This window comes from Acinetobacter sp. 148, assembly GCF_031196675.1.
GTDB classification, from domain to species: Bacteria; Pseudomonadota; Gammaproteobacteria; order Pseudomonadales; family Moraxellaceae; genus Acinetobacter; species Acinetobacter baumannii.
This window is the reverse complement of record NZ_JAVIMT010000063.1, coordinates 60,641-73,472: the sequence shown is the minus strand read 5'-3', so window position 1 is coordinate 73,472 and position 12,832 is coordinate 60,641. Positions and strand designations below refer to the sequence as shown.

8 protein-coding genes are annotated in these 12,832 nt (G+C 39.0%); 3 read left to right on the top strand and 5 right to left on the bottom strand.

The window, feature by feature from the left end:
• Both trpC and trpD read right to left on the bottom strand, forming a co-directional pair.
• Positions 1-807 (bottom strand): indole-3-glycerol phosphate synthase TrpC, encoded by an 807-nt coding sequence (gene trpC, locus RFX69_RS11120; protein ID WP_000608308.1) that lies wholly within the window; start codon positions 805-807, stop codon positions 1-3.
• Between the two features lie 9 nt (positions 808-816).
• On the bottom strand, positions 817-1,866 hold the full coding sequence (gene trpD, locus RFX69_RS11115) for an anthranilate phosphoribosyltransferase (RefSeq protein WP_001982145.1): 1,050 nt from the start codon (positions 1,864-1,866) through the stop codon (positions 817-819).
• A 355-nt stretch (positions 1,867-2,221) separates the two neighbouring features.
• Between trpD and RFX69_RS11110 the strand changes: the two genes are divergently transcribed.
• Positions 2,222-4,954 carry a TonB-dependent siderophore receptor gene (locus tag RFX69_RS11110; protein WP_250176361.1) on the top strand — a complete coding sequence of 911 codons (2,733 nt, stop codon included), beginning with the start codon at positions 2,222-2,224 and terminating at the stop codon, positions 4,952-4,954.
• A 7-nt stretch (positions 4,955-4,961) separates the two neighbouring features.
• Positions 4,962-7,733, top strand: a complete 2,772-nt coding sequence (locus RFX69_RS11105) for a M1 family metallopeptidase (protein ID WP_289332508.1) — start codon at positions 4,962-4,964, stop codon at positions 7,731-7,733.
• A 96-nt stretch (positions 7,734-7,829) separates the two neighbouring features.
• On the opposite strand, the gene RFX69_RS11100 is transcribed toward RFX69_RS11105, so the two are convergent.
• Positions 7,830-8,414 (bottom strand): aminodeoxychorismate/anthranilate synthase component II, encoded by a 585-nt coding sequence (locus RFX69_RS11100; protein WP_000925673.1) that lies wholly within the window; start codon positions 8,412-8,414, stop codon positions 7,830-7,832.
• A 330-nt stretch (positions 8,415-8,744) separates the two neighbouring features.
• On the opposite strand from RFX69_RS11100, the gene RFX69_RS11095 reads away from it, so the two are divergent.
• Positions 8,745-9,227, top strand: a complete 483-nt coding sequence (locus tag RFX69_RS11095) for a hypothetical protein (protein WP_228277499.1) — start codon at positions 8,745-8,747, stop codon at positions 9,225-9,227.
• Positions 9,228-9,356: 129 nt separating this feature from the next.
• On the opposite strand, the gene RFX69_RS11090 is transcribed toward RFX69_RS11095, so the two are convergent.
• A complete protein-coding gene (locus RFX69_RS11090) occupies positions 9,357-11,159 on the bottom strand; it encodes an aminopeptidase P family protein (RefSeq protein ID WP_271055797.1) in 1,803 nt (600 codons plus the stop codon).
• On the bottom strand, positions 11,156-12,697 hold the full coding sequence (locus RFX69_RS11085; protein ID WP_289332507.1) for a peptide MFS transporter: 1,542 nt from the start codon (positions 12,695-12,697) through the stop codon (positions 11,156-11,158). The genes RFX69_RS11090 and RFX69_RS11085 overlap by 4 nt, the downstream gene beginning before the upstream one ends.
• Positions 12,698-12,832: the final 135 nt, after the last annotated feature.

The following is a 12,832-nucleotide window of genomic DNA, read 5'->3' as shown; positions in this document are numbered from 1 at the left end:
TTAAACCGTTTGAGGTTGCCCAAAAAGGGCAGTAAAAGCTTGATCTGGACGTGGTTGTTTCATAAAACTTTCGCCAACCAAGAAACTGTGAATATCATGCTCTTGCATCATACGTACATCATCTGGTGTCGCAATACCACTTTCAGTGATCAATAAACGTGAGGCCGGAAGTAATTTTTTCAACCGAATAGTAGTATTTAAATCTACATCAAAGGTTTTTAAATTGCGGTTATTCACGCCTAATAGACATTGCTCAGAAAGCTTTAAGGCACGCTCTAACTCTTCTTCGTCATGAACTTCAACCAATACATCAAGTTGATGCTCAAACGCAGTTTTAGACATTTCTTCGAGTTGCTGGTCAGACAAACAAGCAACAATTAATAAAATACAGTCAGCATGCAAAGCACGTGCTTCAACTACATTGTATGGGTCGACCAAAAAGTCTTTACGTAAAGCAGGTAGGGCACAATGATTACGGGCAATCGCAATATTTTCATCTGCACCCTGAAAGAAATCAACATCGGTCAATACCGATAAACATGCTGCTCCAGCTTGTTCATATTGCTGAGCAATTTCGGCAGGATTAAAGTCTGCGCGAATGATTCCTTTTGATGGAGATGCTTTTTTAATTTCAGCAATCACGCCCGGACGTTTATGTTGTAAAGCATTTGCAAAGCCACGTACCGGAGTCGCTGCTTTTGCAAGCTCTTCTACATCTTGCAAATTACGTTGTTTTAAACGCGCAGCAAGTTCCTCATGTTTACGGTCAACAATTTTACCTAAAATGGTATTTTGAATATTAATCATGAGAAGTCCTTAATCTGCCTGAGATTGTTTTAATGTTTTAGTAAATTCAGCTAAAACACTCATTTTCTCTAATGCTTGCCCGCCGTAAATAATATCTTGAGCGAATGCAACAGCCTGAGCATAAGTCTTGGTAATGCCTGCTACATAAATGCCTGCGCCTGCATTAAGCGCAATCATGTTTGCAGCTTTTTCACCAATATCAGATTTATTTTTGCTTAAAGCATCTTTAATGAGCTTTAGACTCGCCGTTGCATCTGCGACAACCAAACCATTTAATGTTTGTGACTCAATCCCGACATCTTCAGGATTAAGGGTCCATTCAGTAATTTCACCGTCTTTAAGCTCAGCAATAGTTGTCGGAGCTGCAAGACTGATTTCATCAAGACCATCTTTTGAATGGACAACCATGACATGTTCGGCACCAAGTTGTTTCATCACTTCGGCAATCGGGCGACAAAGTTCATCTGAAAACACACCAATCACAAAGCGTTTTACACCAGCTGGATTGGTCAGTGGACCGAGTAAATTAAAAATACTTCGAATACCAAGTTCACGACGTGGACCAGCAGCGTATTTCATGGCTTTATGATGGTTTGGAGCAAACAAGAAACCCACACCCATTTCGCGGATGCAGCGTTCGGTTTGTTGCATATCTAAATCAAGATGAATACCTGCTTGCTCAAGTAGGTCTGATGAACCTGATTTACTTGAAACGCCACGGTTACCATGTTTTGCAATGGTCGCACCTGCTGCAGCAATCACAAAGCTAGATGCTGTGGAGACGTTAAATAAATTTTGTCCATCACCGCCAGTTCCCACAATATCTACTAAATGTTTGATATCACTCACATCGATCTTGATCGCAAATTCACGCATGACACGTGCAGCAGCTGTCATTTCGTCAATGCTTTCACCTTTCATGCGTAGGCCCATCATTAAAGCACCAATTTGTGCTTCGGTTGCCTCACCTTGCATGATGCTGCGCATAATTTCTTCCATTTGAGGCTGAGTCAAATGAATGTTCTTGGTAATGTGGTTGAGCGCCTGTTGGATATTCATAGTCATGATTTACAGCATTAATGATTAAAATTTTTAGGTGAAGTTGATCGAGTGTGGGAGGTTCGGCCTATTGCGTTCCATGATTCACTAGCTAGGGGGCTATGTTAGCAGAAAATAACCAAAGATTTTTGCTGTTCGATAAGAGTTTTAAAAATTTTGCTCAGTTAGGGTATGGGGTTGAGTCATAAACAGAATTCATTTATTGAAAAAGGTTTTAGTTTATTGTGAGTTTTTATGATAAATAATTAACCATTTGGTATATATTAAACATCAATATATCTAGAAAAAATGTGTATAAATCAACCAAATAAAAGTGGATATAGTAAGGCGATCTTTATTTTGTCTATTAATAAATATGTATTTAAATAACTTGAAATATGTAGGGGCTTTAAAAAATAAGCGCTCATTTATTTTTGTATTTGTTGCACTGTTTCATCCGTTAGAAAGCTATGCGCAAGAAACCGTAGAGCAAACACAAAACCAAGCTAAACCAGATAAAGTAGTTCGTGTTGCGGTGACAGGTTCTCGGATTTCAAAAGCACAAAAAGATGGCCCGACCAGTGTGACCGTCATTACCGCAGCTGATATTGAAAAACAAGGTTTTAGTAATGCATTTGACGCACTCAATAACCTGACGCAGAACACTGGTTTTGTGCAAGGTGCCGATTATGGAAATACTTTTACACCTGCAGCGAACGCCATTAGTTTGCGAGGTTTAGGTCCGAATCATACTTTGACTTTAATTAATGGACATCGGGTTGCAGACTATCCTGTACCGTACGATGGTTCTGTCAATTTCGTGAACTTAGCCAATATTCCCACTGCCATTATTGACCGTATTGAAATATTAAACGGTGGCGCTTCTGCAATTTATGGTTCAGATGCAATTGCAGGTGTGGTGAACATTATTCTGAAAAAGAAAACAGACGGCACACAATTTAATATCAAGGCAGGCGGAACCAAAGAAGGCGGTGAAAATTTACGTTTACAACTGAGTGGTAGTAAAACTTTAGACAAGCTTAGCCTCGTTTATGGGGTCGAGCTTAGTGGCCGTGAACCGATATGGGCAGCCGATCGGGATTTTATGAAGAGCCGAACTCGTTTGGGAGAAAAACCAGACACGATTGTGGGCCGTAAAAATGCTGATACTGGTAAATACCTTTCTATTGGTGGATGTCAGGCCTTTAATGGTTTATTTAACGGATCAGTCAATAATATTGGACAAGCAGGGGCGGACAATTGTGCCAGTGGTTTGGCACGGCCAACTTATTGGACGGTTCAGACCCAAAACCGCAGCCAAAATGGTTATCTCGGTTTAGATTATGAGTTAAATGATAAAACTCAATTATTTGCAGATTTTTTGATTGGGGCAAACCAAATTGAAAATAATACCCGTAGTCCGATATGGACTTCTTTAGCTGCAACGAGTGGTTATTTCCTAAATCAAGATTCGGGAAATTATGAAATTTGGAATCGCCGTTTTGCACCTGAAGAATTAGGTGGGGTAGAACGAATAAATAAAAAGTGGAAAGAACTTTCTTCGAACTTAAACTTCGGAATTCGAGGGGATATTGGAGAAACGAGCTGGAGTTATGAAGCAGCCTATAATGGTTCCATTTATACTAGTCAGCTACGCCGCCAAGGCTTATTACGTTCGAATGTTGATGAATATTTCTTAGGTCAGCAACTTGGTACAGATGCAGATGGTATTCCTATTTATTCACCTCACTTAGATCGTTTAAGTCGACCATTAACAGCAAGTGAATTTGAAAGTATTTCGGGGACAACAAAAGAAAAAGATAAGTCGTGGGCGCAAAGTTTGACCCTAAGTGCGAATGGTGACGTATTTAAGCTACCTGCAGGAACTGCCAAACTTGCGACTGTGGCCGAAATTGGGCGTCAAGGTTTTTCGATTAAGCCAGATCAGGCAGTTGAAAATGGTGAGTTTTATAATACGAGTTCTAGTGGAGAATATAGTGGTACCCGTACACGCCAAGCACTTGGTGCAGAATTATTCTTACCTTTAGCAAAGCCATTAAATTTAACCTTGTCCGGACGTTATGACCGTTATGCTTTGTCAGATAACAGTATTGATAAGCTAACTTTCGGTTCAGGCCTTGAGTTTAGGCCACATCCGACTTTATTGGTGCGCGGTAACTACGCAACTAGTTTTCGTGCACCAGATATGAACTATCTGTTCTTAAATAAGCAAAAAGGTTATTTCGCAAGTACGACTGACTATTTACGTTGTAGCCAAACGGGACAACCTTTAGATAAATGTAGCTTTAAAGATTACGCACCTGGGGCGAACTACACTTTAACCGGAAACAAAGAGCTGAAACCTGAAGAGGGTAAATCTTATGGTGCAGGGTTTGTTTGGTCGCCAACCAATAAATTTGATATCAGCGTCGATTACTGGGATATCAAAATTGATAATCTTGTGACCAACTTAAGTGCGGACAAAATTCTACGTTTGGAAGCAGATTGTCGTTTAGGCAACCAAGATATTAACTCTGCAGCCTGTATTGATGCATTAGCACGTGTGGAGCGTAACCCTGCAAATGCAGTTGTCGACCCAAATGTGATTAAGAATATAAATATCGTTCCGATTAATGCTGCATCCGACCATACCCGCGGGATTGATTTCACTAGCAGATGGCGCTGGAAAACAGACAGCTTTGGTAACTTTCTCTGGACGATCAATTATAGCCGTGTACTAGAACATGAATATCAACAATCAAAAGATGGCGAGAAAGATGACTATTTAAAAGATTTAAGTATTCCGGATTGGCGTGACCGTTTTAATACTAGTCTCAGCTGGAGCTTTGGTGATTGGGCATCAACAGTATTAGTTAATCGTTATGGCAAAATTCCAAACGGCGACCAAACTGCTTACCTAAGTCCAACGTATTTGGTGAATTGGAGTGGTACTTATCAAATCTCTCCAAAAGCTTCTGCTTCAATCATTATCAATAACTTGTTTGACAAAGTGAAACGAGATGACACAGGCGGTTGGCCCTATTATCCAGTAGGATCATATTCACCATTCGGCCGTCAAGGTTGGTTGGAGTTTAACTATAAATTCTAAGAATGATGTGGGGATGCAGCGAAGTGGTACAGCATTTGCTGCATCTTTTTATTTAAAACTACAGAGGATAAAACCCCTTATGCTGGTCAAGCCTTCATTTAAAAAAAGATTGCTACTTACAACATTATTATCTTTATCGGCTACACAGATTTTTGCATCTAATAACAGTGAACAAATCCCGATTGGTAAATTACCTGAGTGGGTCGTACCCGAATCTTATGATTTAGATTTTAAGATTGATCCCGCACAAAAAGGCTATACCGGTAAAACTACTATTCATTTAAAGCTGGCTCAAGCCACAGATCACATCTGGATTCATGGTAAATCTTTGACGGTTAAAGATGTGAATATCACATCGGCAGAGGGTACTAAAACCAAGGCAAAATATGAGCAAGCCTCCGAGGTCGATGGGGTGAGTAAAATTAAATTTGCTAAGACTTTGCCCGCAGGACAGTATCAACTTGTTCTAGATTTTAATGCAGCGTATGACCAGCAGCTCGATGGTATTTATAAAATTGAGTTTGAGGGAAAACCTTATGTGATGACTCAAATGGAAGCAATTAGTGCACGCCAGTCATTTCCGTCATTTGATGAGCCACGTTTTAAAACGCCGTTTAATATTCGTTTGACGATTCCAAGCAAATATTCAGGTTTTGCCAATACCCAACAAACATCTGAGCAAATAGAGAAGTCAGGGTGGAAAACACTCAGTTTTGCACAAACCAAACCACTACCAACATATTTACTTGCATTGGCTGTCGGGCCGTGGCAATTACAAAAAGGACCTGATATTGGAGCAACTTCATGGCGTAAGCAGCCGATCCAGTTACGTGGTATTGCACCCGATGCTAAAGCTGAAAAAATGCAGCAAGCCTTATCTGAAACGCCAGCCATTTTAAAAACTTTAGAAGATTATTTTGCCTTTGGCTATCCATTTGACAAGCTAGATTTACTGGCAGCACCAGACTTTGCTGCTGGGGCAATGGAAAACCCAGGGCTAATTACTTTTAGGGACTATCTAATGTTGTTAGATAAGGACTCACCAGTATCTTTTGTACAGAATTCATTTAATGTCAATGCACATGAGCTGGCACATCAATGGTTTGGTGATGTCGTCACGATGCCGTGGTGGGATGATTTGTGGCTCAATGAATCCTTTGCCACATGGATGCAAAGTAAAATTACTCAAAAATTACATCCGGAATTTAATGCTGACCTAGAACGTATTGCAGATACTGCAGATGCGATGAAAAGTGACAGCTTAGTGAGTGTGCGCCGTATTCGCCAGCCTATTTTAAGTAATGCCGATATTCAAACTGCTTTTGATGGTATCACGTATCAAAAAGGTGCGGCTGTTTTAAATATGTTTGAAAGCTATTTGGGTGAAGAAAAATTCAAACAAGGGGTGCGCAATTATATTAATAAGCACCAATATGGTAATGCGACAGCTAATGATTTAATTAGTGCTTTAGCAGAGCAGTCTGGACAAGGTGAGCGCTTTACTAGAGCGATGAAAAGTTTCCTTGATCAACCGGGTGTACCTTTACTCAATACTTCACTACAGCAAGAAGGCAATAAAGTCTTTTTAAATGTGAAGCAAAGCCGTTATTTACCTGTGGGCTCAAAAGGTGATGCAAGAAGCCTCTGGGGTGTACCATTATGTGTACGTTATGAAGTTCCAAATGCAGGTAGTAAAGTGCAATGTGAATTGGTAGACCAAGCAGAAGCCAAAATTGAACTCAAAGGCGCCAGCCTTGGCAGTTGGTATATACCAAATGCAGATGCGGCGGGATACTACCAATTTAGTTTGCCACAGAAAGAATTTACTCGTCTGACTGCTGCTACAGAAAAGCTTTCTAACACTGAACAGTTGGCCTATGCCTATGCAATTTCAGCGGCATTTAACCATGGTGATATTAATTTGTTGGCTGTCGTAGATGTTGCGAAGAAATTTGCCAATTCAAATAGCCGACAAATTAGTACAGCGCTGTTTTCCCAGTTAAGTACAATTCATCGTCATGTATTAAAAACAGAAGCTGAACGTGAACATTTTAGAAAAGTCTTAGCTAATTTATATTTACCAAAATTAAATCAGTTGGGTTATGTCAGCAAAACAGGTGAATCAGCTGAAGACAGTTTATGGCGTAGTGAGTTGGTTAAGTTTCTTGCTTTAGATATTCAAGTTCCTGAAGTTCGTACCCAACTGTTAAAACAGTCAGATGCTCTATTTGCTCAAAAGCAGCTTAATTTTGCGCAAGTAACACCTGAATTATTGCCAACCATTTTAGCTGTACGTGTACAAGAAAAAGGTCAACCAGCTTTTGACCGATTGTCTGGAGAGTTACAACGCGTGACTCAACCGACACAACGTCTTGCAATACTTACAGCCTTGGGTTCAGCAAATCAAGAAGCAACGCGCCAACAAGCCCGTCAGTTGATTTTAAACCCGCGTGTTAAAGTTGGTGAAGTTCGTACCGTGGTCAACTCAATCAATAATTATGGAGATGAACAAGGTGGCTTATGGTCTTGGTTTAAGGTAAATCATGACGCTGTGTTTGATCGTTTAGGTAAATCTTCAGCTGGGCGTTTCCCTGCAATGTTTAGTGGGGCAGCATGTACCCAACAACAAGCGGCACAGTTAAATGACTTTTTTGCACCACGAACTAAAGAATTGGTTGGGGTAGAAAGAGGATTGAAACAGACTAAAGAGCGTATTCAACTCTGCGAATCGCTGGTAGCAAAACAAGATGGGTCAATTGTGCAACAGTTAAAGTTGTGATTGATTCAGCCATAAAAAAAGCCAACTGATCGTAGTTGGCTTTTTTATTAAAGGTTCTTATCAAATTACTTTTAAAACAATCTATTGACGGCTGACTTATGCGTAGATGTCTAAAAAGTTTTTAAAGATTTGATGGCCATGTTGGCTCAAAATAGATTCCGGATGGAATTGCACGCCTTCAACAGGAAGTGTCTTATGTTTAACGCCCATAATTTCTTCCATTGAGCCATCTGCTTCATTGGTCCAGCATGTTACTTCAAGGCAGTCAGGTAGCGTTTCCTGATCAATCACTAATGAGTGATAACGAGTTGCTGAGAATGGGCTAGGAAGATTACTGAAAATACCTTTATTGCTGTGGTACATGTCAGATAAACGTCCGTGCATCACCGTTTTGGCTCTTACAATTTTTCCGCCAAAAGCTTGCCCAATACTTTGATGGCCTAAACACACCCCAAGCAAAGGAATTTTTCCGGCAAAATGATTAATTGCAGGAATTGAAATACCTGCCTCGCTTGGAGAGCAAGGGCCAGGACCAATCACCAGATATTTTGGTTGCCATCGTTCAATATCCTCTAATGTGACTTGATCATTGCGAACTACTTTTACTTCCTGATTCAACTCGCCAAAGTATTGAACGATGTTGTAGGTAAAAGAGTCGTAATTGTCGATCATTAGAAGCATGATGAACTTAACCTCATGATAATTAAAATATATTTAATGAGTAGTTAGAATATTACTCACATTCATACTCACTGTTTAGAAAAGACTTTTTAGGTTTGAAAAATAAGAAGCCGCTTTCTAATGGGCTACTATATCAGAATTTTTATATTCTTCGATTTTATCTTTTACATATGAGATATACCAAAATACATACTTCTAACTTAGATGACGGAGCAGTGAAATATGGATGAAGATAAAAGTGGATTTTCATTATGTAAAGCAGTCCCTTGATCTGTCTGACAAAACTGTAAATATAGATCAAATGAGACGGTGATCCATTAAAGGTAGTATATGATGTTAAATAAACAAGGCACGATGACAAAACTTATTATTAGCTTTGTTATACTCTTAACTGGATGTAATTTATCTGCTAAAACTAACCCACCTTCAAAGAAAATCTATGAGCTAGATTTAACCGATCAAGGAATTAGTCCTGAAGGTGGTGGAATTGAATTGCAAAAAGTAAAAAATTATTGTTCTCTTATACTGAGTCTTTATGGAGAATCAGGACAAGAAAAATATAAATTCAATTTTAAGAAGGATAATTTGATTAATACAAATTACCTAAAATATAGATATAGAAATGGTTTAATAGAACCTAATAATGACTTAGATGACCTTATTGCCGATGATAGTAAAAAAAAAGATAAAGACACTATGGAATTAATAGCCAATAAGTCATTTGTTGGAGATAAAGATAGACAAATTACAAAAAAGTTTGAGATCTATAAGAAAAAAATTCCTAAAAGCCTATTAGACAGAAACTGTAATTAAATAAAAAAATAATAAACGGATTAGAATAAGCATTTAGTATGGTTTTTGATTTTTTTACATACCTTATAGGATTTAAATCAAAGCCTTGACTCTTTCAAGGCTTTGATTTGGTTTAATGCTATTAAATATTTAAATCGCCCTAGTGTTATAAATTAGCCAATCTAAAACATCGCCAGATAAATGTTCAGCCAGTCTTTCTTGAACAGTTTGATGATAACCATTTAACCAGTCTTTCTCTTCATCCGTTAGCATGTCAACGACGATACAATCTAAATGAATCGGGCAAAGGGTCAGCGTTTCAAACTCTAAGAAATCGCCGTAGGTTTTCTCAAACCCTGAGTGAAGTCTGTTTGCAACCAGATTCTCAATACGAATACCGTATTGTCCCTCATGGTATAAGCCTGGCTCGTTGGAAAGAATCATACCTTCACGCAACTTACTATAGGCATGAATAGGCGCGTAATAAGAAAGCACTTGTGGTCCTTCATGCACGTTAAGCGCAAAGCCTACGCCATGACCTGTACCGTGACGATAATCTAAACCATATTGCCATAACGTATGGCGACAAATTGAATCGAGTAGTGGGGCAGCTAAACCTTCTGGATAAATCGTTTTTGCCAAAGCAATATGACATTTTAAAACCAGAGTATAGTCACGTTTTTGTTGCTCTGTTGGTGTTCCTACAGAAACAACACGGGTAATGTCGGTAGTGCCGTCTACGTATTGTCCACCAGAATCAATCAGCAATAAACCATCGCCTTCGATAAATGAATAGTGCTCTTCAGTTGCACGGTAGTGAGGTAGAGCACCATTGGCATTAAAGCCGGCAATCGTTGAAAAGCTTGGGCCTATAAAACCCTCTTGTTGAGCACGGAAAGCCGTAATCTTTTCATCAATGGTGAGTTCTGAAATGCGTTGACCTTGATGAAGTGCTTTTTCTAACCAGTTGAAGAAATGGCAAAGGGCAACACCATCTTTCACCATGGCATGACGGATATGAGCTATTTCACTTTCATGCTTACGCGATTTAAAAAGTGTACTTGGGTTGATGTCGTAGACAACCTGAATATCTTTTGCGATAGCTTGCTCATGAAAAATCGAGACTTTGGCGGGATCTAACAGCACAGATGCATTAGAAATATTTGCTAAAAACTGAGCTGAATCTTGATAGTCACGAATCTCAATGCCATCAGCTTTGAAAGCCTGTTGAGTGGTTGAATCGACTTTGTTGCTATCAATGAATAAAACAGCCTGTTGAGCACTGATATATAAATGAGAAAGGAATACAGGGTTGTATTCTACATCTTGTCCACGTGCATTTAAGACCCAAGCAATATCATCTAAAGATGAAATGAAATGTCCTTCAATCGCTTTAGTTTTTAACGTTTCGCGTATTGCCTGAATTTTTTCTTTACGAGATAGGGCATTTAATCCTTCAGGCATTAAATGAATCTGCTCTAAAGGAAGTTCAGGGCGGTTTAACCAGATCAAACCAATTAAATCTTGCTGTGTTTCAAGCTTAAAGCCACGTTGCTTTGCTGTATTTTCCAACGCTTTAAATTGTTGGATTGAAAGTGTTTGCCCATTTACTGAAATAACCGAACCCGCCGGTAGATTTTTCTCAATCCATGCGAGATGGGTAGAAGATTCATCACTGGTCAGTTTTTGTAACTGAAAGCCAGTTCCAGCGAGTTGTTGTTCGGCTTGTACCCAATAGCGCCCATCGGCCCAGAGTCCTGCAAAGTTTTGGGTCACAACTAAAGTGCCAACAGAGCCACTAAAACCGCTTAACCACTGCCTTGCTTTCCAATAGTCTGGTAAATATTCAGACATATGGGGGTCTGCACTCATGACAACCAAAGCATCAATACTTTGATTGGTCATGAGTTCACGAAGTTTCGCTAGTTTTTCTGGAACAGTTAAGTCGTTCATATCGTTTCCAAATCAGGTTGAACTTTGTTGGTACTTTTGTCCATTAATTTATTCATTGGTTTCTTTAATAAAAATAACACGATTGCGCCAATAACCAAGGCTAATACACAGCGCATAAATAGGCTAGGTAAATGATTAATACCATCTGCCGAGACTTGCCCGCCAATTAAACCTGCCATAAGGTTGCCAAGAGCTGTACCTGTAAACCATAAACCCATAATTTGACTACGTATGACATCAGGTGCAAGTTTGGTCATGGTTGATAAGCCAATTGGGCTTAAGCAAAGTTCACCTATGGTAAGAAGAAATAAAGTACCGACTAACCAAAATGGTGAAACTACTCCGCCATGAATAGCAAAATGACTGGCTAGAGACATAAGTAAAAAGCCACCTGCGGCGAATAACAACGCAATAATAAATTTGCTGATATAGCTTGGATCTTTATTCGCTTTACCTAGCTTAGCCCATAGCCAAGCTGCAACTGGAGCAAAGATAATAATAAAAAGAGCATTGATTGATTCAAACCATACAGTGGGAATCTCAAATCCGAAAACAATACGGTCCGTATAATCTTGCGCAAATAAGGTAAAAGTTGTGGGTTTTTGTTCGAAAGCTGACCAGAATAGGGCAGAGGCTGCTAATAAAACGAAGCAAATAATTATTTTAAATTTTTCATGTTGTTCTAAATTCAGGAAAAGTAGTAAATATGCAAAATAAGCAATAATCCCAATGCTAATACCTACGGTTAAATAGGTCGCGACAGCCACGGGATTGATGTGAATGATACCAAGGAAGGTTAGCGCAATAACGACTGCAACTGCGAATAAAAAGCTAAATACAATTTTAGGCGCATTTTTATTTTCTACAACAGGTTTGCTACAGCTATTGGCTTCTTGGCGTAGCTCATTAAATGTTTGGAGCTGAGGCATTGCCATAAAACGGAAAATTAATAAAGCAATTAACATCCCAATGCCACCAATACCAAAGCCTAAATGCCAGCCATGGTCTTTCGCCAAAAGCCCTGTAATAAGTGGGGCAATAAATGACCCCATGTTAATTCCCATATAGAAAATGGAAAAACCTGCATCACGTCTTGCATCATTGGCTTTATATAGTGTTCCCACGATCACGGAAATACATGTTTTAAATAATCCGGTACCTAAAACAATCAGTACTAAACCTAAGAAAAAGAAAGATTGATCAAATACAGATGTAAGGGCAATTGATAAGTGACCTAAGGCAATAATAATTGAACCGTACCAGACAGCACGTGCTTGGCCTAACCAGTTATCAGCAACCCACCCCCCAAAAACGGTCATTAAATACATGGAGCCTGCAAATAATCCAACAATCGCTGCGGCAGTTGGTCGATCAAGTGCTAGACCACCGTCATTGACCATCGCAATCATATAAAGAACGAGTAAGGGTCGGATTCCATAATAAGAAAATCTTTCCCAAAGCTCTGTAAAAAATAGCGTTCGTAATGGTTTAGGATGGCCGAAAAAAGCTTTATCCGATTGTTCAAAGTCATATTTCATTATTCAAATCCTTGAATGCTTTTAAGTTTTTTATAAACATAACTTTTGGTTTGTTTATTTATAACAAAAATTTATGCATATAGTTTTTAGTTTTTTTTAATAATAAAAGCAAGTTTGGCCTGTATAAAAAAAGTG

Bases quoted from the DNA above. Each gene is read 5' to 3' on its own strand.
- trpC (WP_000608308.1), bottom strand. From the start codon at position 807: ATGATTAATATTCAAAATACCATTTTAGGTAAAATTGTTGACCGTAAA.
- trpD (WP_001982145.1), bottom strand. From the start codon at position 1,866: ATGAATATCCAACAGGCGCTCAACCACATTACCAAGAACATTCATTTG.
- RFX69_RS11110 (WP_250176361.1), top strand. From the start codon at position 2,222: ATGTATTTAAATAACTTGAAATATGTAGGGGCTTTAAAAAATAAGCGC.
- RFX69_RS11100 (WP_000925673.1), bottom strand. From the start codon at position 8,414: ATGCTTCTAATGATCGACAATTACGACTCTTTTACCTACAACATCGTT.
- RFX69_RS11095 (WP_228277499.1), top strand. From the start codon at position 8,745: ATGATGTTAAATAAACAAGGCACGATGACAAAACTTATTATTAGCTTT.
- RFX69_RS11090 (WP_271055797.1), bottom strand. From the start codon at position 11,159: ATGAACGACTTAACTGTTCCAGAAAAACTAGCGAAACTTCGTGAACTC.
- RFX69_RS11085 (WP_289332507.1), bottom strand. From the start codon at position 12,697: ATGAAATATGACTTTGAACAATCGGATAAAGCTTTTTTCGGCCATCCT.